Source organism: Shewanella sp. (assembly GCF_013214165.1).
Classification (GTDB): domain Bacteria; phylum Pseudomonadota; class Gammaproteobacteria; order Enterobacterales; family Shewanellaceae; genus Shewanella.
Genome location: NZ_JABSSM010000022.1, coordinates 38,463 through 60,302, shown reverse-complemented (window position 1 = coordinate 60,302; position 21,840 = coordinate 38,463). Strand labels below are relative to the sequence as shown.

Here is a 21,840-nt window from a genome sequence, read left to right as displayed (position 1 = left end):
ACACTATGACATCGAAAGAAGCACAGCTCAGTGAGTCAGCAGTACAAGTTCAGACGGCATTACTAGCCAGAGGACTCGAGACACCTATGCTACCTTCAGCATTCAGCCCAGAGGAACGTAAAGAAAGGATCGAGCATCATATGCGCGAGATCTTGACCTTGATGTCTCTGGATCTGACCGATGACAGCCTGATCGATACCCCACGTCGAATCGCCAAGATGTATGTGGATGAGATATTTTCCGGCTTAGATTACGCCAACTTTCCTAAGATCACCGTCATAGAAAATAAGATGGGCTTCGATGAGATGGTTAAGGTCAAAGATATCAGCCTAACCAGTACCTGTGAGCATCACCTGGTCACCATAGATGGTTTCGCGACCGTGGCTTACTTACCACGCAAGAACATCATAGGCCTGTCCAAGATTAACCGTATCGTACGTTTCTTTGCCCAGAGACCTCAGGTACAAGAACGCCTCACTCAACAGGTGTTAGTGGCCTTACAGACTCTGCTTGAGACCAAAGATGTGGCGGTGAAGATGGATGCGGTACATTACTGCGTTAAGTCTCGTGGCATCATGGACTCCACCAGCTCGACGACCACCACCGCACTGGGTGGAATTTTCAAATCAAACCCCGCGACCCGCGCAGAATTCTTAAGTAATTAAAAGTGAGTAATTAAAACGGCTGAAATCGCGCGAAAATGGAACACTCGCAAGCTCGTTTACGGATACCGCAACGGCCAGCGAACTCATAGAAAATCAAAGCAGGTCAAAATGTTGTCCCTGCTTTTTTTGTGATCGAAGTGTTCTGTTATCTGTAAGCAAAGCGTTCAGTAGCCGGAGGCGTTCTAACTTTTATATGCCGTACTGATCGCGATAAGCACTCACCGAAGCCAACTGCGCTTCCATGCCCGGTTTTTCAGACAAGTAGTTGATCAGATCACCTAGCTTGATGATTGAGATTATCTCACAACCAAAATCACGTTCCACTTCCTGAATAGCAGATAGTTCGCCCTTGCCTTTCTCTTGACGATCCAGAGCAATGAGCACCCCAGCTAACGAAGCATCATGGGCCTGAATGATCTCCATCGACTCACGAATCGCAGTACCTGCGGTGATCACGTCATCGACTAGCATGACGCGGCCTTTTAGCTCGCTACCGACTAAGCTGCCACCTTCACCGTGCTGTTTCTTCTCTTTACGGTTGAAGCAATATGGCATATCGATATCATGATGCTCACACAGGGCAACCGCCGTCGTGGTCGCAATCGGAATGCCCTTATAAGCGGGACCGAAAAGCAGGTCATGCTCTATGCCAGAGTCGACCAAAGCGGTCGCGTAAAAACGCCCCAGACGGGCGAGATCGCGTCCGGTATTAAACAGACCAGCATTGAAGAAATAGGGACTGATACGGCCGGATTTAAGCGTAAACTCGCCAAATCTCAATACCTGACGTTCTAGGGCAAACTCGATAAACTCACGCTGATAAGCTTTCACAATCTCTCCTCAATTTAACTTGTTCAATGTTACTTTTTATAAGTATCGTTATTCAAAAAAGGACCCGATTGGGTCCTGGTTATCTTTAATTCAATGACGCTTTCTGTACATCGACTATTTCACGAATACCGTGCTTAGCCAGTTCCAACATACTTAGCAGCTCTTCATGGCTGAATGGGTCACCTTCGGCGGTGCCCTGAATTTCGATCATCTGACCGGTTTCGGTCATGACCACATTCATATCCGTTTCCGCCGCACTGTCTTCGATATATTCAAGATCGCATATTGGCTCACCTTTATAGATACCAACACTTACCGCGGCGATAAGGAACTTAAGTGGATTAGTTTTCAAGATCCCCTTACCACGAGCCCAGTTAAGCGCATCGACCAAGGCCACACAGGCGCCGGTGATAGCCGCTGTACGTGTACCGCCATCGGCCTGAATCACGTCACAATCGATAACAATCGTGTTTTCGCCTAGGGCTTTCATATCCACGGCTGCACGCAGTGAGCGACCGATGAGACGTTGGATCTCTTGAGTACGACCAGATTGCTTACCACGGGCTGCCTCACGGTTCATACGAGTATGAGTCGAGCGAGGCAACATGCCATATTCAGCCGTAACCCAACCTTGACCTTTGCCCTTAAGAAAACGAGGCACACCCACTTCGAAGCTAGCCGTACAGAGTACTTTTGTCTCGCCGAACTCGACTAAAACAGAACCTTCAGCATGAGCGGTAAATTGACGGGTGATCGTCACTGGGCGAGATTGAGCCGGCGTTCTGTCACTAGGGCGCATAGGAATTTCCTGTATTGATGAATCGATTGGCGATTTTTACTGGATGATTTTGGGGGGATAGTATAGAGATTTGTGTCCTCGGATGCCATGTTATTTGCCGATATATGGCTAAAGCCAAGATGCATTACTTTGAACCTAGCTGGCTTAGGTCTATAATCCTAGATCCCTTTCACGGTTAAACAATTGGAAAAACCATGATCCAAAGCATGACAGCCTACGCACGTATCGAGCACAAAGCAGACTGGGGCAATGCCTCCTGGGAGATCCGCTCGGTCAATCAACGCTATCTAGAAACTTATCTGCGTCTGCCTGAACATTTCCGTAGCCTAGAGCCCATCCTACGAGACAAATTGCGTAAGCGTTTAAACCGTGGAAAAATCGAAGTAAACCTCAGATACGATCTTGCCGACAACAAGAGCAACGAACTGCAGCTCAACCAAGAGCTTGCCAAGCAGCTGGTAAACGCCGCCAACTGGGTCAAACAAGAAGCGGGTCAAGGTGAACTCAATCTGGTCGATATCTTAAAATGGCCAGGGGTGATGTCGGGCTCAGAGCAAGATATGGACGCATTAAGCAAAGAATTATTGCTGGCCTTCGACAGCGCCATCGATCAGTTTATCGAAGCGCGAGGCCGCGAAGGTGCAGCCATCAATGTCATGCTGCAAACCCGCCTAGACGCCATAGTCGCGCAAGTTGCCATCGTCCGTGACCACATGCCGACGGTAATGCAATGGCAGCGTGATAAGTTGACTAACCGTCTGGCCGAGATCACCGGCGAACTGGATCCAGCCCGTCTGGAACAAGAGATGGTCATTCTCGCCCAGAAGATGGACGTGGCAGAAGAGATGGACCGACTCGACGCCCACGTCGCAGAAACCCAGCGCATCCTCCAAAAAGGTGGCGCCCAGGGCCGTCGTCTCGACTTTATGATGCAGGAATTCAATCGTGAGTCGAACACACTGGCCTCCAAATCTATCAGCAGCGAAATCACCGCCGCCGCAGTAGAACTCAAAGTGCTGATCGAGCAGATGCGCGAACAAATTCAAAACGTGGAATAACGTTTTTATCGATTTGAATGAGTGCATCTAAGCCCAGTTTCTCGCTGGGCTTTTGTTTGCCTATGAGCAAGCTCCTTGTTCGATAACAAGCTGCAAGCATCTTGTGCAAGTTCATTTTCCATCAAGTTAATTAAGATTATTGCGCGGCAAGGCTTCTACTTTAATCAATAGCCTGCGGCTCGCTTATGTGCAAACACTTCTGCGAGACGCCGTAAACACATCCTTGTGGGCTCTACCAAAACATCCCTGTTTTAGAAGCTCACAGCCGCGTTTACACTTGTCTAATTATCTCTTCGATTTAGCACAGTGTTGAGCTTAAATACGGCTAGAAACTTATTAACCTCTCTAAATATGTACAACAAATGGCACCAGATTAATGAAGGTGAACGCCATAACTTATGGCTCATAAATGGTATGTATGATCTCTAATTTTGGTAAACCAATAACCGCCTACACATCAGCATTTATGGGTGATACAACCTCTTTAGACACTTAGTTTTTACTCATATCAAATTAGGAGAACAACAGTCATGACACTGGGGGGAACACTGAATTATAATCCTGACTAAATCTTACTCTGACTCCGATTAACTTTACTGACCCCGATTAACTCACGCAATGCAACGTATTTGCAGCGAACATGATTGGAACCCAAATCAGCGTAAATGGCTAGAACGTCTTGCCAAGCAGTTGGTTCATGAAGCGGTTATCGACAAGTCCTTCGTTAATCAACGCTTCGCCGACCAAGGTGGGGCTAAGCGCCTTAACAGTGTGCTCGATGACCAACTCGACACCGTACTCATTGAGCTTAATGAGTACCTTTGGCAAGCCGGCTAGTACCTTGTCTCAGAGATATGGTCGCAGGGACATGTATAGAAAATCGCATTTTCTATACATATAAATTTAACTTGTATAGATATCGGCACTTTCTATACATATTGATACTGATGTTGACATAAAGGGACGACATAAACACCAATAAGCTACAGTACATGTCGATTAAATAGGCTTTTATAAACATGACGTCTTTACATGTCGATTGAATCGACATAAGCTCAGTGCAATATCTATTTATGTCGATAAAAGAAGGTTTTTTTAACATGAAATGGCAAGCTGAACAAGCATACAAGCATTTGCCTCTCCTGCCGCTAGCAGCAGATCTCGGGGAGTTAGCCGAAACCTTACCCATACTCAAAGCCTGTATTCCTGCCCGCGCCGCCCTAGCGGAGTTAAAGCAAGCGGGTGAGCTTCTGCCTAACCAAGGGTTGCTTATCAACCTACTGCCACTGCTCGAAGCACAAGGCAGTAGTGAGATTGAAAACATTGTCACCACTACCGACAAGCTGTTTCAGTACGCTCAAGAAGACAGCCAAGCCGATCCAATGACCAAAGAGGCGCTTCGCTATCGTACCGCCCTGTATCAAGGCTTTACCCAGCTAACCAGCAGGCCGCTGTGTGTCACTACCGCATTAGAGATCTGCAGTACCATAAAATCGGTGCAGATGGATGTACGTAAAGTACCAGGCACCAGCTTAACCAATCAGGCCACGGGTGAAGTTATCTATACCCCACCAGCAGGCGAGACAGTCATTCGCGATCTGCTCAGCAACTGGGAAGCCTTTTTACATAACCAGGATGATGTCGACCCACTGATCAAGATGGCCATGGCCCACTATCAGTTTGAAGCCATTCATCCTTTCACCGATGGCAATGGTCGTACGGGGCGCGTGCTCAATATCCTCTACTTAATAGACCAACAACTGCTTAGCGCACCGATCTTGTATCTCAGCCGTTATATCGTCGCGAATAAGCAAGACTACTATCGCTTGCTACTCAACGTGACTACTAAACAGGAATGGCAGCCTTGGATCATCTTTATCTTAAACGCCGTAGAGCAAACCGCTAAGTGGACTACCCACAAGATAGCCGCTGCCCGTGAGCTCATAGAGCACACCACCGAACATGTACGCCAGCAGTTACCTAAAATCTACAGCTATGAGCTAGTGCAGGTGATTTTTGAGCAACCTTATTGCCGCATTCAAAACCTGGTCGAAAACGGCTTAGCAAAACGCCAAACCGCCTCGGTGTATTTAAAGCAGCTGTGCGATATTGGCGTTCTTCAAGAGGTGCAATCGGGCAAAGAGAAGCTATTTGTACACCCTAAATTGGTTGAACTGATGACCCAAGACAGTAATCAGTTCAGCCGTTATTTTTCTTGAATAAATAGGCTCTGAAGCCAACTAATTTGAAAATGAGCAGGCTATTGAGTTTGCATCAAAAAATTGAGAGTAAAATGAGCAACAACGATATCGTACAAAAACTGTGGAACCTCTGTGATGTGCTGCGCGACGACGGCATTAACTACTCCGATTATGTCACCGAGCTAGTACTACTGCTATTTATCAAAATGGTGCACGAGAACACCGAGGCAGGGCTACTCAACAAGCACACATTGCCAACGGGCTGCCGTTGGAGTGACTTGAGTGATAAAGACGGCATCAACTTATTGAATGACTATAAAAACATCTTGATGGCACTATCTACAGGTAAACGTCGTGAAATAGATCCTGAAAACCCAGAAAATACCATCGAGAAAATAGTCGTAACAGATCCATTAATTCTGGCTATCTATGCCGATGCCCAAACCCGTTTGCGTGAGCCTCGCCACCTAAAGCAATTAATCAAATCACTCGATTCTATCGACTGGTTCAGTGCGCAAAAGGATGGCCTAGGTGATCTCTATGAAGGTTTACTCGAGAAAAATGCTAACGAGACCAAATCCGGTGCTGGTCAATACTTTACCCCACGAGCGCTGATCGACTCCATGGTGCGCGTCATCAACCCATTGCATGGCGAAGTCATTCAAGATCCCGCCGCCGGTACCGCAGGCTTCTTGATTGCTGCTGACCGTTATATAAAAGACCAAAGTGACGATTTATATGATCTAAAAGATAATGCAAAAGCATTTCAAAAACACAATGCCTTTGTCGGTGTTGAGCTAGTACCATCGACTCGCCGCCTAGCCTTAATGAACTGTCTACTACACGGCATGGAAGGTGACGACGAAGGTGTGGTGCATCTAGGTAATAGTCTTGGCCAAGTGGGTATGAATCTACCTAAAGCCGATATAATCTTAGCTAACCCACCTTTCGGTACCAGCAAGGGCGGCGATGCTTCCATTACTCGCGATGACTTAACCTACCCCACCAACAACAAGCAGCTGGCGTTCTTGCAGCATATCTATCGCAACTTAAAGCCGGGTGGACGTGCCGCCGTCGTGCTACCAGATAACGTCTTGTTTGAAGCGGGCGTGGGTACCGATATTCGTCGTGACCTGATGAACAAGTGCAACCTGCACACGATTCTTCGTCTGCCAACAGGCATCTTCTACGCTGCGGGGGTCAAGACTAACGTTCTATTCTTTACTAAAGGCTCTGTTACGAATCGGCAGCAAGAGGAAAACTGCACCACCAACACTTGGGTGTATGACCTGCGTACCAACATGCCTAAGTTTGGCAAGCGCACCCCCTTCGGTGAACAGCACCTTAAGCCATTTGAAGCAGTTTATGACCCTTCAGGTCATTCCCGCGAAGGCGGGAATCCAGATCTTGCTTCTAGAGCCGAAGGGGATTGGAGCTTTACTGATCTTGAAGATAAAGCAAAGCAAGCAATGCACAGCCCTGAGCTTCTCTTAGAAAAGAGTCGCTGGAAATGCTTTAGCCGTGAATACATCCGCGACACCAAGGGTGACTCACTGGATATCTCCTGGCTCAAAGATGCTAACAGCATCGATACTGCAGATCTAGGAACACCTGAAGAGCTGGCAGGCGAAGCGATGACAGAGCTTAAAGGCGCATTGGCTGATCTTGAGGCTTTGGTTAAGTCGCTAGCTGGTGGAGGAAGGGATGAGTGATTTAGATACCAACTTTGAACTTGGGGGGACACTGCCTGAAGGCTGGTGCTCCACAGAGATAGATAATATTTTAAAACCTCAATCTGATGGAAAGTTAATACATCAGGGCTGGAGCCCTCAATGTGACAAAGAACCTGCAAAAATTAATGAGTGGGGAGTGTTAAAAACAACCGCGATTCAAGACGGTTTTTTCTTAGATTACGAAAATAAAAAGCTACCGCTATCTAAAGAACCGAAACCAAGAATTGAAGTACATTCTGGTGACTTACTCGTGACAAATGCAGGGCCTAGATCTAGGTGTGGTGTTATTTGTTTTGTAAAGCAGTGCAGAGATAAGTTACTTCTATCAGGCAAGATGTATCGACTTAGATTCCCAGAGGACTATATTACTCCTAGTTATATTGAATCTTGGTTAAGAACATCTATAGCTCAAAAAGAGTTAAATGATAGAAAAACAGGTATCAGTGAAAGTGGCTTGAATATGACACAGGCCAGATTTAAAACATTACCAGTTATAGTTGCCCCTATCGCAGAACAAAAAATCATTGCCGACAAACTGGAAGAGCTGCTGGAACAGGTGAAAAGCACGAAAGCCCACCTCGATGCCATCCCAGCTATCCTGAAGTCATTCCGCCAATCCGTCCTCGCTGCTGCAGTGAGTGGCGAATTGACGGAAGAGTGGCGTAGTGAAGCTTCCGATGAGTGGAGTGAAGTTAAACTAATTGATGTTGTAGAAAAAAAGCCACGTAATGGAAGGTCCCCACAAGGCGTAAATTATGTAACTCAATATAGAAATTTGACTCTGTCTGCGACTACACCAGGTAAGTTCGTAGATAATAAATTTAAGTATGTTGAGCTTAATATAGACGATAGTTCCCATTTATGGGTTAAGAATGGAGATATCTTGATTCAAAGGGGGAATACTATTGACTACGTGGGAGTGAGTGCACTTTACCTTGGTGAAGATAATCAATATGTTTATCCCGACTTAATGATGAAATGTAAGCCAAGCAAGAAGGTCATTGGAAAGTACCTGCATTTGGCATTACTGTCTGAGGGAGTGAGAAAGTACTTTAGAGATAATGCGACTGGTACCGCAGGTAATATGCCTAAAATTAATCAGAAAACGGTTTCTGAAGCTCCCTTTTCTTTACCACCGCTAGAAGAACAAACCGAAATCGTCCGCCGTGTCGAAGGGCTATTCGCCTTCGCTGACAAAGTTGAAGCCCAGGTTAATAAAGCACAGCTACGCGTCAATAACCTCACCCAGTCGATACTCGCTAAAGCCTTCAGAGGCGAACTTACCGCCGACTGGCGCGCTGCTAACCCAGAGCTTATATCAGGTGACAACAGCGCTGAATCCCTGCTTGAACGCATTAAAACCGAGCGAGAAGCTCTTGCAAAAGCCACCAAAGCATCTAAGGAAAAGCCTGTGAAGAAGGTGAGTGCCAAGAAGGTTACAGCTAAAAAAACTCAAGATACTGCTATTGATAATAACCTTAGCCCTGTTGAATCTGTCATTGCTGATGGTGTTGCACATAAGCCTCAGGATATTTTTGATAAGCTAACTCCTGACTTATCGATGGCTGAAATTTTTAATGAAATAAGTAAATTGCTTAGTGATAATAAGATTGAAGAAAAAACAGTTGATGGAATAACAGGATTTTTCGTTAAATAATGAAACTACAATACTTAAAGATTAATTCAGATTTTAAGAACCTGAAAGGTGTAGAAATACGGTTTTCAGATGATGAGAATCGTACTGTCATCATCGGTCAAAATGGCACTGGGAAGTCAAATATCATTGAGGCTATCGTACAAATTTTTAAGTATTTAGATACAGATACCCCACCACCATTTTCCTATGAGGTGAAGTATAAAATTGGTGACGCTAGTTTAGAAACTTGGATGCATATCAATGCAGATGTATCGAGAGAAACTGTTTATGAGATAAAGGTTCAAGAACATTCGAATGAGACTATCTCAGAATGGCAGCATATCAATATAAGCAAGATAAAACGAGATAGAGATGGCCTATCACATTATCTTCCTCGTAATATCTTTGCCTATTATTCAGGACCAAGCGATCGGTTAGAGTCATTATTTTTTGATTCAAGAAGAGACTTCTACCTTCAAGTAATCAAAGAGGGGGCTAATATTCGAGACAATATTAGACCTTTCTTTTACGCCAAGCCCTTCCACAGTCAATTTTCATTGTTATCATTTTTTGTAGCGCGTGGCGTACCACATGCTACAAAGTTTTTGAAACAAGAGCTTTCTATAAAGAGTTTTGAGTCAGCCACATTCTATTTTACAAAACCCGTAAATTGGGGAAGTAATGATGCTAGTGACTTCTGGGGAGCGACAGGAGCTATACGAGATTTTTTAGAGCTAGTAAAAAAGTACTCTATAGGCCCAATTGAAACGCAGGAGCCTCAACTGGATTTACTGTCCAAAAGGGTCAAGAAAAAACAAGTAATGAGCTTTTTCCTACCTAACAAATCCAAGCTAGATGAATTATCCAAAAACATGCGCCCCGAGGATCTGTTTAAAATCCTTGAAGCGACCTATCTCTCTGGCATTCTGGCCAGAGTAGAAATACAAGTGAAGCAAACCAAATCTAACCAAAATGTAATTTTTAGCGAGCTAAGCGAAGGCGAACAGCAACTACTCACTATCTTTGGGCTACTTCAGTTTACCGCAAAACGAGATGCGCTATTTTTACTCGATGAACCAGATACTCACTTGAACCCATACTGGGCAGCAAAATACCATAGGTTTTTAGAGTTATTTGTCCCTGAGGGATTTGGTAGTCATATTATTATGACTACTCACCATCCCCTCTCTATTGCAGAGTTGAATAAGGAACAAATACAAGTTGTATCAAGAAATGAGGCGAGCCAAAAAATTTCAGTCAATACACCGAAAAAAAGCCCTAAAGGCATGAGTGTAAACGGTATTTTAACCAGTGATATGTTCGGTCTTTTAACAACATTGGATGACGGTACTCAAGACCTCATTCGAGAAAGAAGGCGCTTAGTTGCAGAAGATACCAATCCTGAGCGGTTAGAAGAGCTCAATACTCAACTTGAGCAACTTGGTTATGGTTACATTCATCCCGATGAAGATTATCGCCAGTTTTTAATAGCGCGAAGTAAATATCTTAAATACGGTAAAGAAGTTGCCTCAGTTGAAGCTAGAAAACAGATGATTGAGAATATTCTCAAAGATATGAGGATCTCTTCGAATGAGGTACATTGATAAGTCTAAATTCGCAAACTGTAAGACTAAGACCTGGGATAAAAAATCAAAGCAGTGGTCCGATAGAGTGAAGGTTGCTGCTGATCCGAGCGCAGAAATAAAGGCTATCGGTAATAAGTGGAGTTCCTTAAAAAGGACCTTTATAGCAGAGTTTGGAGCAAAATGCTGGTATACCGAATCACCTCAGATTGGTACTGATTTCGATGTGGATCACTATTGGCCAAAAGGTAGGGTTAAAGATGCTGGTGGCGTTATTGTAAAACAAGGTGATCAGCAGCACCCTGGATATTGGTGGAAAGCTTACGACATAAATAATTATCGCTATTCATGTATTTTTGCAAACCGAGCAAGGGATGAGGGAGGTAAAGTTGATTACTTTCCTATCGTCGATGAGTCAATGCGTTGCTGGGGTATAGGTGCACCTTGTGATTATGCTCACCACTTAATTTTAGACCCTTGCTCTATAGATGATGTAAAACTTTTATCGTTTGAGGTTGAAACAGGTCAAACTTCATCAGCTGTAACCTATGATGCAAACCCTATTGGTTTTGAAAAGGTTAGGCTCTCTAAGACCTTATTGAACCTTGATCATGAAACAATCACACCTCACCGATTACAAGCCATTAAAGATGTTCGATCCAGTATTATGCTTCTTAAATTAACATCCGGTCTTAATGATGCTGATTTAAATGATCAGTACCGTCGTGGCATAACTGAGGCCAAGGAAAGGTTAAAGAAGCTCTGTAACCGTAAAAGCTCTTTTAGTGCAGCAGCCGTTCAACACATTTTGCCTAATAAAAATGCACCATATTTAGCAGATTTAATCGGTGAGTTAGACCTTACTCCATAGATATACTACCAGCCGCAACTTGCTCGAAATTAAAAGGACTTTAATGATGAACAAAGAGATCACATCAGCTCAACTACAACAGGTCTATGATCTGGGTTCCTTGTTTGCATTACAAAATATCTCGCTAGAAGAAACACTAGAACAGCTAGTTGGCTAGTTGGATATGAACCAAACATCTGCAACTAATTACATGCGCAACTTCGTAGCATTCAGTGAAGGCAGAGTATACAAGCGTGCTATGAGTGCCTTGTCTTATGAGATTTTCTTTGCTCGCTTTTATGAAGACCTTTCTTACTCTGAGTTTGAGCGGGTAATCAAGTCTGTTGAGCTGCATCTTGAGTATCGATGGTCTAAATCAAAAGCAAAACACCTAGAAGTAAGGACGCTTGTGGACTCATATCGAGCCAAACTAGCTTCACAAGTAGTTAGCTCCGTTTATCCTGATGAAGTCCCTAAGCCGCCAGCAGAGTTTACTGAAGGGGCTGTAAAGCAAGTGACTATCAATGCCTATGAGCGTGACCCTAAAGCTAGGGCTGCTTGTATTGATGAGTACGGAGCAATCTGCCAAGTCTGTAACTTTAACTTTGAAGCCAAGTATGGCGCGATGGCCAAAGGCTTTATCCATGTTCATCATAAGATCGATATAGCGACAGTCGGTGAAAGCTACCAAGTCGACCCAATTAACGACCTAGTCCCCGTTTGTCCCAACAGCCACGCAATGCTTCACGCAGAAAAGCCAGCGATGAGTATTGAGAAGTTAAGAAAAATCATGGAAATAAAAGCTTAAATAAGGGATGAATCATGAGTGTTATGTTGAAAATATCTAGCCTTGCAATCATCACGTTTGCAGGGGTTTTAACTATGTTTACCCAGACATACGTATGGCCTGATGCAGGCAAGGTTAAGGTGGATAAATCTGAAATATACATTTTTCAAATCGATTACTGGGGAGAGCAGATCTACGAAAAATTTGATCGAATACGGAGTTCAAAAAACTACTCAAATCTATTAAGATGGAAAGACGCTACTACCATCGGCCCAGAGTTCTTTAAAAATATCGATGAATATCACTATCAAATAAAAGCCCTACTCAGAGTATTAAAACTACATAGCGCTGTCGCAGCCAGAATGATCCATGAATCAGTCCCGATGCTCCCAGAAATACGGTTAACCGGAAATAAGCTCATTACAGAGTCGATTCTAAGTGATTACCAAAGGTTCATAGAGTTAACCAAAGACTTCGAAGCACGAAAGGAGGCAATTGAAAAATTTCTTCCTTCTTTAAGAAATGCATTGAATGTCGATACAACTCTCCTTACCGATAATAAAAAAGCTAATTTGATGGTAAGGCATGATAACTTACTTAAAGAGTTCTATTCTAGTGAGCTACTATTTATGCAACATAATAGCGACCACTTTGTTTTTGTTAGAGAGTTTGCAACTGAATCAGCCAAGATGCTGGAACACTATGAGCTCTTAAACCAGCAGCATAATAAAAGGGTAATACAACAAGCACACCTAAAGAATTTACTGCTAATTCTGATTGCTGTGTTAGCAGCAGTATTAACATTTAAAAATGAACTTCGAGCAATCAAGCCAACTCCTCCAGCTAATAAAAAAGCGTTGCCGATAGAAGATAAGAACGTAGCTTACAATAATACCTAAGAAAATTTAGCAACCTACACACCTTACAAAATGGTACTAAATTGGTGACTAAAACCATATCCAGCTTTCCTACCTGTAGATAAGATGCTGATTTAAATGCACATGAACAATTCAACCTACATTCAAATTCAAAACGTGGAATAACGTTTTTATCGATTTGAATGAGTGCATCTAAGCCCAGTTTCTCGCTGGGCTTTTGTTTGCCTATTAGGTTAGCTTCTCATGCGAGAACACATCTCTCTTGTGGGTTCCATCAGGATTTTCGAGTTGATTTAGTGTTGATGCTATCGACATCAACACTAAAAACATGGATCACATGTCGATTAAACGCAGTTTTATCAACATGTTTTCCAACCATATTAGGCTGTGAGCGTGGGTTTAGTGATTTCCTTGTGTATGTGGATGAAAGTGGCGACCATAACTTAGCATCCATTAGGCAACCCTAATCCATACCCAATAGCGCATAAACACTATTTAGAGACCGCTCTGACCGAAAAGAGCTAGCTGCTTGAGACACGTTATCAACCCGTAGCAGAGTAACCAAGCTTGTAATCTTTTAGCTAATAAGTTTTACTGCAAAGATGGATGCTGTCGTGTTGGTAAAGAATATGACCAGTGGGTATTCCATAAGCTGAAAGGGCTGACTTACCAAACCCCAGATAGCGAAAAAACCCGATGTACTCACCGAGGTTTAGACGCCGACCAAGTACTCCCAATCCACTGACGGCAGGTTATAGTGGAGTGCTAGCCATAATTTCACGCAGTAGGTTTACATATTGTCATCAAAGCAGTCTGAACAAAATATCAAGCACAGTTGGTTTGGCCATTTTTATATGGGCAAGCCTGATGCTGTAAAACTTACCGACAGTGGTATTACTTTTCATCGCGGCAAAGGTTTGCTTACGGCTGGGTATCGAGCAACAAGCAGATCTAGTGACGAAGTTAGTTTCAAGTGGCAACAGCTAGATTCACCACCAGCATTTAACTTTAGCCCTTTAGGTTATCTACTTGGCTTTACCGTATCCGGTAAGGCTTACCAACTGCCCTACTTAACCTATTTAGCGCGTTATCAGTTTGGCAAAACGGCAGTGCTGCTGTGGGCTGGTAGCAATGGGCAGCGTATCTGTGAGCTGGTGGATAGAGTTGAGCGCACCCTTGCCACAGAATACCTGCGTCAATCCCGTTTAGAGATGATACAGGCCAGAATTAAGCGCGAATATAAACGCTGGTTTCCTTGGTGTGAAGATATGACATTGGCTAGCGATATAAAATCCGCGCTGGGCAAGCTAAAGAAGATGCATAACTGGAACCAGGCCGATATCGAGAGGCTGCGTGAAAACTATGTCCAATCTCAGCTACTCAAGTTTGCCGATTTCTTTGAGCATGTTGAGTCTAACCCTCTGACCGATAAGCAACGACGAGCTTGTATCATTGATGACAACAATAACCTGCTATTAGCTGGTGCAGGAACGGGCAAGACCAGCGTGATGGTGGGGCGTGCCGGCTATTTAGTCAACAGTGGTCAGGCACAAGCCGATGATATTCTACTGCTCGCTTATGGTCGAAAAGCTGCTGATGAGATGGACGAGCGGATTAAAGACAAGCTGGGTACCGATGAGATCAAGGCAAGCACCTTCCACAGCCTAGGGTTAAGAGTCATTGCCAAAGTTGAAGGTGCGTCACCTAGCTTATCTCCTTGGGCTGAGGATGAAAAAGCCAAAGATAGATGGGTACAAGATACACTTGAAACTTTGATTGAAGATGAGGCCTATCGCAAGCCGCTGCTCGAGTACTTTAGCCAATACTATTATGTGGAGAAAAGTCCTTTCGACTTTGATTCCCAAGGTGAGTACTTTCAGTATTTAAATGACAACGATATTCGCACCCTTAAAGGGGAGCGGGTAAAGAGCTTTGGCGAGCTATACATTGCCAATTGGTTGTTCAGCAATGGCATTGAATACCAGTATGAAGCTAAATATGAGCACGATGTAAGCAGTATTGATTTCCGCCAATATCAACCCGACTTCTACCTACCTGAGTATGGTGTTTATATTGAGTATTTCGGCATCAATGAAGATGGTAGCACTGCCCCCTATATCGATAACCAGCAATATTTAGCGTCGATGCAGTGGAAGCGCCAATTACATAAAAATCGCGAAACAGTCTGCCTTGAGTTGTTTTACTATCAGCATAAAAAAGGGCTGCTCATTGCAAAACTTGAACATGCCTTGCAAGCATTTGAAGTTCAATACTCCCCTCTTCCCGATGCAGCGATTCTGGCCACTCTCAATGAACTTGGTCGTGTTACTGAGTTAGCCAAGTTGTTCAGTAAACTAATTGGCTTGTATAAAGCAGCATGCATAGACGAGAACGGATTAGAGAAGGTATTTAATAATGCTGCAGACGCAAAGCAGACCCGTAAGGTATTTGAGCTACTAGCGCCCATACTAAGCCGCTACCAGCAACATCTGTCAGCCAGTGGTGATATAGATTTTGAAGATATGATAGGTAAAGCGCTAAGCTATCTTCAAGCTGGGCAGTTCATCAGCCCGTGGCGCTTTATCATGGTCGATGAATTTCAAGATATCTCCGAGCCCAGATCGCGATTAGTTCGAGCACTGAGAGACTCCTGCTTACCGGGTTCAAAACCGAAGGCGTCACTGTTTTGTGTGGGCGATGACTGGCAGGCAATCTATCGCTTTAGTGGTGCTGACGTCAGTTTAACCACGCAGTTTACCCAGTACTTCGGCCCAACAGCTAAATCATACTTAGATCAGACATTCAGATTTAACAGCGGCATTGGCGATGTGGCAACACAGTTTGTGACTAAGAACCCTGTGCAGCTAAAGAAAGATATCCGCTCTCTCTCTCAGGTCACTTACCCCACGGTTTCATTGATACGCCGCGGCGAACATGAGCCAGCGACTCAGGATGAGCCAAGTCCTAATGCACTGGATCAGGCCTTAAATGCTATTAGCATGCGGGTTAATAAGGGAGCAGATAAACTCAAGCATCAGCCTAGCGTTTATTTACTTGGGCGCTTCTGGTTTCAACTACCCGATAAGAGTGAGCTAAGACAGCTGAATGTGAGGTATCCACACCTGACCATTGCGTGTCAGTCCTTTCATGCCTCAAAAGGCAAAGAAGCAGACTATGTGGTGATCATGGGGATGACAACGGGAAAGCATGGTTTTCCTTCAATGAAAGTCACGCCCGCTATACTTGATGCCTTTCTGCCTAAGACTGAGGCATTTGAGTTTGCAGAAGAACGCCGCCTATTTTATGTCGCACTCACCCGCGCAAAACACCGCGCATACGTGCTTGCCGATATGACAGACGCGAGTCCATTTGTGATCGAACTACTTAAGGAGAAGTATGCCATTGAGCAAGAGGAGTTCAGCACCTCTATAGTGCAAAAAATCTTTGAAGAGATTAACTGTGTACGCTGCACGACTGGCACACTAAAACCAAGAGTTGGCAACTTCAAATCATTCTACTCATGTTCTCACTTTCCGCTGTGCAATCACAAAGAGGAGGGCTGTGAGCTTTGTGGTAGCCCGATGACGCGTAAACGCTTTACAGGATTTAAGGTATGTGTAAATGAAGCCTGTAGCCACACAGCACCACTATGCAGCGTTTGTGGGGGCGATATGGTTGCAAGAGAAAGTAAGCGAGGTGCTTTTTGGGGGTGCAACAACTATCGCGGTAACAGCTCGCCCAGTTGTCGCAATGCGGTGGACAAGTCGAAAATTGCCTTACCCCGTTAATTGAGGATAGTTACTTATCAAAAATAGCGTAGATCAGTTTCCAGCAGGCTTTTCGAGTTGATTTCGATTTTGGTCTGACATGACTTACAATTGAATAATACGGCTATATCTAACATAGCCTCGCCTATTGATTGTCAATATTGAATTGAAAAGCTTGCTTTAGCACTGGCAGTATATCTACCTTTCTCGGTACGTGTGTTTCGGAAACATACCGTTTTCGCTCTATCGTCACAAAGCCCCAAAACTGTAGAAACCGATCAATAAAGCGCGATTCAATCAAGGTACCCAACAACTGGCTTGGCGATAGGTATTCCTCCGATGAACATTCGAGTAATACATTAGGAAATGCTGTAGCCACTTCTTCAATCAACTGATCAACACTGCCATGACTTTGCAAGCGCCACAGCATAAATAACCAGAATTTCCTTAGATCCATAGCGTGCTCCCATCCATCTAGGTAGCCCCAATTGTACTTAACGGTTGCCGCTTCAAGCATGGGAATAAAAAAAGCATTAATACCTTGTTTTTGATACTGCTTTTGCGCGGTCTTTTTTACATGGTAACGACCACTGCGACGATAAATAATGCCCGCAATTTCCGCCAACACACGACTGTAGTGCAGCGCATTAAATTTATCTTCGTTAGTGCCGCAGTATTCATTGATGCTGATATGCGTTGGATACCGAGAGACAGCAAATTGAGGTAATTCATCACTGGCTTGCCTAACCAGTTTTGTGGGCAAGTTGCCCTTAGTGGTCGCTTTAAATGAACCACCATGCTGCATGGCCTCATCTAAAATCAGCGCTAAATAGCGCATCACAGGACTCCTAGATAAATCCTCTGGCGTGCTTATTGTGACCCATTCCAATTCATTGAAAGGCGAATATAACCAATTGGCCATTTGTGTTGGCGAGAGGCCACAGAAGTCAGGAACAGGGAGATTATTCGCTGCCTGCATTTTGTGCTCTGCAACGATATTGAGTTCATCAAGGGACAAGTTGGGATTCATAGCGGCAACTTGCTCAATGTCATCCAACATTGAGGCGTGCTGCTTTGAAGCACTATTCATGCAACAATCTTGGTACTTTTTGCCACTGCCACACGGGCAAGGGTCGTTGCGGACTGATTTCATATTTGGCTACTCTTTTATATTTGTTAACTCAGCAATACCGCGTTTTCCTGTCTTCGTTGGACAAGTGCTTTCTCTATCGCTGACAAGCTTGTTTGCTGATAAGGACACGGGCAATCACCAGCTTTTCATACATCAAAGCCTTCCTCAAGTCGGCCCCAATCTACGGTTATCCGTTCCGCTCTATTAGCTAGTCCATCAAGTATTGAATCCCTTATGTGCGCAGGAAAGTCTTTTGGCAGCTGCCTCTTAACTTCCATCACCACAAAATCGACTGTATCAGCAATCTCAATCAAGATGGCAGACATAGCATAGATGTCAAAACCTATAGCCTGAGCAGTTTGCATAAAGTGTCTTGGAAAGATCTGTGCAATTTGATACTTCTTACCTTTCGTTGCCTTAAGCCCCATAGCCAACTTGGCATCGCGAATATTTAATCCCTTACCCCCAATGACTGGATACATAGATAAAATATCGTAACAGGGGGTTAGTCGATATCCGCCATCGGCCTCAATGAAAAGTGAGAAGTTTTTGGCATGACCATAGGTTGCTGCTAACAGCCAGAACAGCACCTGAGACTTCATAAAGTTATATCTATCTCGCTCAGAATTCATCGAGCCGAGTAGATACCGCATGATCTGCTCAATACCTGGGCCACGCTTGCTTTCGCAGCGGCATAGATAATGAGATAGGACGACTACTAGGCGTGTCTAACCATTGGGCTACATACTTAAACAGATGGGAACCCGTCGTCGATTTAGTAAACTCACCCACCAGATAACCATTCATATAAACATCGAGGACTGCCATTACCACTCCTCCTTCCACGCCTTGTTAGACTCACTGCTTGCGGCTGTGTTTGGTGGATTTGCTAGCTGTGAGTTATTAAGCCGGGCATCTTTGAGATACGCACTCAGCTGTTTTGAGTTAGTCACCTTCATGATAGTGTTACCTTTAGCGCCGATCTTCACATCTATTTTACCCGCTAAAACAGGTAAACCAAGCTTTATACGCTTTAACCGTTAAAACCATATTTACACGCTATAGGCGTTAAAGCACTTTCTACACGCTAGAGGCGTTAAAACCTAGCGTGTTCTGGGTAGCCGTGTAAATGGCTGGTCTCAAAAATACGATGATCAGCAGGCACTATTATCCAATTTACTCAATCAGACTCTGGCCCCAATTACTCGATTATTCAATTACTTCAACAGTCTTAACACGGGTTGTTGCGGATACGGACACGGAAAATCCCCCGGTTCGATATTGGGATAACTGGTGACGCTGATGCCACTAGAAAAGCGGTATAGAACATCATCGATAAAGCGGTCCACTGGGGTAAATTGGTGCTTTTTACTGCGCTGGCCATTAATTTTACGCGGTTGCTGATTGATAAATATGCTCAGCTCCCACGCCTCATCGCTGTTAAAATTACGCGGTTTTTGATCATCAAAAAGTGAATGTAAATAGTACTGTATCTCAGTAATATGAGCACCTATGCTGCGGTCTAAATTGCGAAAACGGTGAACCTTAGTGCGTTCAAAGTAATCTTCGATATTATCGAGCACCTGCATGCCATGATCATCGTTTTGAATAAAACCCTCCGCTCGCAACCAAGCAATGGCGTGTAATTTCCAGTGATTATAAAAATCTTGCTGTACCTGATCCCATTCAGGCTTAGCAGGGTAATGGAGCATCATGTTGTACCGGCTATGGGACTCCATAAACACCACCAACCAACTGCCATCATCATAGGGCTGCCACTGACGGCCTGATAAGTGAATAACCTGCCCCTGCCAACTCACACGATTAGCATTGGTGCTAATCGACTGCACACCAGGATTATTGCCATCGGCGTCAGTCATTCGCTCAAGGGGCTGCTTAAGCATTTTACACATGGGATTGGACAGGCTTAAAAATAGCGCCATCAAGGTCTCTCAGATTAACTCTTTAGATGACCAGCATGTTATCACCTTTCCAAACCATTGATGACCTTGCTACAGAATTTGACATAAAACAGAACATGCTTGAATTTAAGCTAGACTCAGTAACAGTCGAAGTTTTGATTGAGTATTCAGGATGAATAACCCCCTCATTGAGATAGCCTATGACGACAGGGAACACGCAGACTTATTGCTGGCGCAATTGTCCCTCCATGACAACGTTTATCTAGTGAAAAAACGGCTCACACTCGGCGATTATCAGATAGGTAACTGGCTTATCGAAAGGAAGACCCTGCCCGATCTGGTGGTTTCTCTCTGTGACGGTAGGCTATTTTCTCAGGTCGAGAGATTATCCGCATGCGACCACAATACAGCACTGCTTATAGAAGGCTCATCTCGCGATATTGCATCTTATGATATAACTCGAGAAGCATTGATAGGGGCGCTGTGCTCTATTTCAATCAACTTCAACATGCCTATCTTACGTAGCTTGTCTCAGGCTGAATCAGCTAAAATACTCTACTTTTGTGCCAAACAATTACACGGCAGAGAAACAGACTTAATACACAATGGCAGAAAACCCAAACGTAAAAAAAACCGCCAACTTTTCATACTACAAAGCCTTCCTCAAGTCGGCCCCAAATTAGCAAAACGCCTGTTGAACCACTTTGATAACATAGAGGCCATATTCACGGCATCAGCAGAAGAGCTCTGTAAAATAGAGGGCATAGGACAGCAGAAGTCTCGAAAAATACGTGACATATTAACCTCATGATCAACAAGCTTCCCAAACACTGTCAATTAAGATGGCGGACTCAATTTAAATAAGTTTTTAGCCTGACTTGCTGATCAAGCAGGCTCTGGTATAAGGTGAATTGATTCGCCCCGCGCTCTAAATTATGATTCTCATGCTGTATATGAAAATAAATATCACCGTTAAGGTGATCGGTCAGGAAGCGCACCCCAATCATCAGGCACATGACTCGGGCACCTAGCCACAAGCTGGCTTTCTCATCTTGGGTCAGCACAGTACCGAGTTCACTCAAATAACCACGGCAGATGGCGGCAAAAATAGCTTCGCGAACATGAACATTCTCCAGAGATGTCGAGTCTTCCTCTTCCGGCGAGGTGAAGGTTCTCACCATGTCACCGAAGTCATACATGAGATGTCCCTTCATGCAGGTATCGAGATCTATGATAGCCAAGCTGCTCATATTCCGTTCATCATAAAGCATGTTATTGATCTTAGTGTCGTTATGACATGTTCTAAATGGCAAAGTTGACGAAACCTCACCAAGTTCTTGTAGGATGTCTTGCTGAGAAAAGACGAAATCAACCCAGTCCTGACAGCTAGCCAACCTATTATGTTGGTCATTCTTCACTGCAACCATGAGCTGTTCTATACGTCCGGGAAGGTGATGAAACTGTGGGATAACATCCTCAAGCTGAGTCGCATCAAAATCGCTCAGGCAAGATGAGAAATGCCCAAATGCCTTGGCCGCGGAGTAGGCTTCATCTTCAGAGCTGACCACGTCTATGCTCCGGCTATGGGGAAGGTAAGTGATGGCACGCCAAAAACCTTGCTCACCGAGATCGACAGCCAGCAGGCCTTTATCGGTACGCACAGGCTTAACGACCTTAAGCGAATAGTCATTGGTCTTACGCTTTCTTGCTAAGTGTTCAGATATTTTATGAGCATTTTCAACCAAGGCGTTCGGCGTCTTGAATACCTGAGTATTGAGTCCTTGAAGAACGAATTCACCATCACTCCAACGGACCAAGAAAGTATCATTTATATGACCATTTCCCAGAGATGAGACTTTGGCATCGCTGCTCCCAATACCAAAATAAGGCAACACAGACTGCCTGATAAAATCAATCACTCAACAACTCCATTTCACTTATTAGTTAAAGCTCCTGAGAGCTTTTCTGCCGAGCAGTCTAAAGTCTAAGTGACATTTA

At 44.2% G+C, this 21,840-nt stretch carries 18 protein-coding genes and 1 pseudogene; 12 read left to right on the top strand and 7 right to left on the bottom strand.

Annotated features, from left to right (window positions below):
• Positions 1-5: 5 nt before the first annotated feature.
• Positions 6-665: a GTP cyclohydrolase I FolE gene (gene folE / locus HRU42_RS08315; protein WP_295030214.1), complete on the top strand. Its 660-nt coding sequence runs from the start codon at positions 6-8 to the stop codon at positions 663-665.
• A 189-nt stretch (positions 666-854) separates the two neighbouring features.
• Here the strand turns inward: folE and pyrE are convergent, their stop codons facing one another.
• Both pyrE and rph read right to left on the bottom strand, forming a co-directional pair.
• A complete protein-coding gene (pyrE, locus tag HRU42_RS08310; protein WP_295030212.1) occupies positions 855-1,496 on the bottom strand; it encodes an orotate phosphoribosyltransferase in 642 nt (213 codons plus the stop codon).
• An 85-nt stretch (positions 1,497-1,581) separates the two neighbouring features.
• The gene (gene rph / locus HRU42_RS08305; protein ID WP_295030210.1) at positions 1,582-2,295 is read right to left on the bottom strand and encodes a ribonuclease PH; all 714 of its coding nucleotides are present in this window, start codon (positions 2,293-2,295) and stop codon (positions 1,582-1,584) included.
• 194 nt (positions 2,296-2,489) lie between these two features.
• On the opposite strand from rph, the gene HRU42_RS08300 reads away from it, so the two are divergent.
• The 10 genes and pseudogenes from HRU42_RS08300 (at position 2,490) to HRU42_RS08255 (ending at position 16,809) form a co-directional block, all read left to right on the top strand.
• Positions 2,490-3,353, top strand: a complete 864-nt coding sequence (locus tag HRU42_RS08300; RefSeq protein ID WP_295030208.1) for a YicC/YloC family endoribonuclease — start codon at positions 2,490-2,492, stop codon at positions 3,351-3,353.
• A gap of 615 nt (positions 3,354-3,968) precedes the next feature.
• A pseudogene (locus tag HRU42_RS08295) lies at positions 3,969-4,190 on the top strand (type I restriction-modification enzyme R subunit C-terminal domain-containing protein); the annotation flags it as partial.
• Between the two features lie 263 nt (positions 4,191-4,453).
• Positions 4,454-5,572, top strand: a complete 1,119-nt coding sequence (gene fic, locus HRU42_RS08290) for a protein adenylyltransferase Fic (protein WP_295030206.1) — start codon at positions 4,454-4,456, stop codon at positions 5,570-5,572.
• A gap of 74 nt (positions 5,573-5,646) precedes the next feature.
• Complete coding sequence (locus HRU42_RS08285) at positions 5,647-7,266, top strand: N-6 DNA methylase (protein ID WP_295030204.1); 1,620 nt, start codon at positions 5,647-5,649, stop codon at positions 7,264-7,266.
• Positions 7,259-8,944 (top strand): restriction endonuclease subunit S, encoded by a 1,686-nt coding sequence (locus tag HRU42_RS08280; protein WP_295030202.1) that lies wholly within the window; start codon positions 7,259-7,261, stop codon positions 8,942-8,944. The genes HRU42_RS08285 and HRU42_RS08280 overlap by 8 nt, the downstream gene beginning before the upstream one ends.
• Positions 8,944-10,527 carry an ATP-binding protein gene (locus HRU42_RS08275; protein WP_295030200.1) on the top strand — a complete coding sequence of 528 codons (1,584 nt, stop codon included), beginning with the start codon at positions 8,944-8,946 and terminating at the stop codon, positions 10,525-10,527. The genes HRU42_RS08280 and HRU42_RS08275 overlap by 1 nt, the downstream gene beginning before the upstream one ends.
• Positions 10,514-11,377 carry a hypothetical protein gene (locus HRU42_RS08270; protein WP_295030198.1) on the top strand — a complete coding sequence of 288 codons (864 nt, stop codon included), beginning with the start codon at positions 10,514-10,516 and terminating at the stop codon, positions 11,375-11,377. The genes HRU42_RS08275 and HRU42_RS08270 overlap by 14 nt, the downstream gene beginning before the upstream one ends.
• Positions 11,378-11,534: 157 nt before the next feature.
• On the top strand, positions 11,535-12,164 hold the full coding sequence (locus HRU42_RS08265; RefSeq protein WP_295030197.1) for a hypothetical protein: 630 nt from the start codon (positions 11,535-11,537) through the stop codon (positions 12,162-12,164).
• A 14-nt stretch (positions 12,165-12,178) separates the two neighbouring features.
• A complete protein-coding gene (locus tag HRU42_RS08260; RefSeq protein WP_295030196.1) occupies positions 12,179-13,042 on the top strand; it encodes a hypothetical protein in 864 nt (287 codons plus the stop codon).
• Positions 13,043-13,818: 776 nt separating this feature from the next.
• On the top strand, positions 13,819-16,809 hold the full coding sequence (locus HRU42_RS08255) for a UvrD-helicase domain-containing protein (protein ID WP_295030194.1): 2,991 nt from the start codon (positions 13,819-13,821) through the stop codon (positions 16,807-16,809).
• A gap of 124 nt (positions 16,810-16,933) precedes the next feature.
• Here HRU42_RS08255 and HRU42_RS08250 read toward each other — a convergent pair whose 3' ends face one another.
• The 4 genes from HRU42_RS08250 to HRU42_RS08235 all read right to left on the bottom strand — a co-directional run bounded on the left by HRU42_RS08250 (position 16,934) and on the right by HRU42_RS08235 (position 19,863).
• Positions 16,934-17,941, bottom strand: a complete 1,008-nt coding sequence (locus HRU42_RS08250; RefSeq protein ID WP_295030192.1) for an SEC-C domain-containing protein — start codon at positions 17,939-17,941, stop codon at positions 16,934-16,936.
• A 125-nt stretch (positions 17,942-18,066) separates the two neighbouring features.
• On the bottom strand, positions 18,067-18,573 hold the full coding sequence (locus tag HRU42_RS08245) for a HipA domain-containing protein (RefSeq protein WP_295030190.1): 507 nt from the start codon (positions 18,571-18,573) through the stop codon (positions 18,067-18,069).
• A gap of 7 nt (positions 18,574-18,580) precedes the next feature.
• Complete coding sequence (locus HRU42_RS08240; protein WP_295030189.1) at positions 18,581-18,748, bottom strand: HipA N-terminal domain-containing protein; 168 nt, start codon at positions 18,746-18,748, stop codon at positions 18,581-18,583.
• A 389-nt stretch (positions 18,749-19,137) separates the two neighbouring features.
• A complete protein-coding gene (locus HRU42_RS08235) occupies positions 19,138-19,863 on the bottom strand; it encodes an amino acid adenylation (protein ID WP_295030187.1) in 726 nt (241 codons plus the stop codon).
• A gap of 151 nt (positions 19,864-20,014) precedes the next feature.
• On the opposite strand from HRU42_RS08235, the gene HRU42_RS08230 reads away from it, so the two are divergent.
• Positions 20,015-20,653 carry an ERCC4 domain-containing protein gene (locus tag HRU42_RS08230; RefSeq protein WP_295030186.1) on the top strand — a complete coding sequence of 213 codons (639 nt, stop codon included), beginning with the start codon at positions 20,015-20,017 and terminating at the stop codon, positions 20,651-20,653.
• A gap of 40 nt (positions 20,654-20,693) precedes the next feature.
• Here the strand turns inward: HRU42_RS08230 and HRU42_RS08225 are convergent, their stop codons facing one another.
• Positions 20,694-21,761, bottom strand: a complete 1,068-nt coding sequence (locus tag HRU42_RS08225; RefSeq protein ID WP_295030184.1) for a phosphotransferase enzyme family protein — start codon at positions 21,759-21,761, stop codon at positions 20,694-20,696.
• Positions 21,762-21,840: the final 79 nt, after the last annotated feature.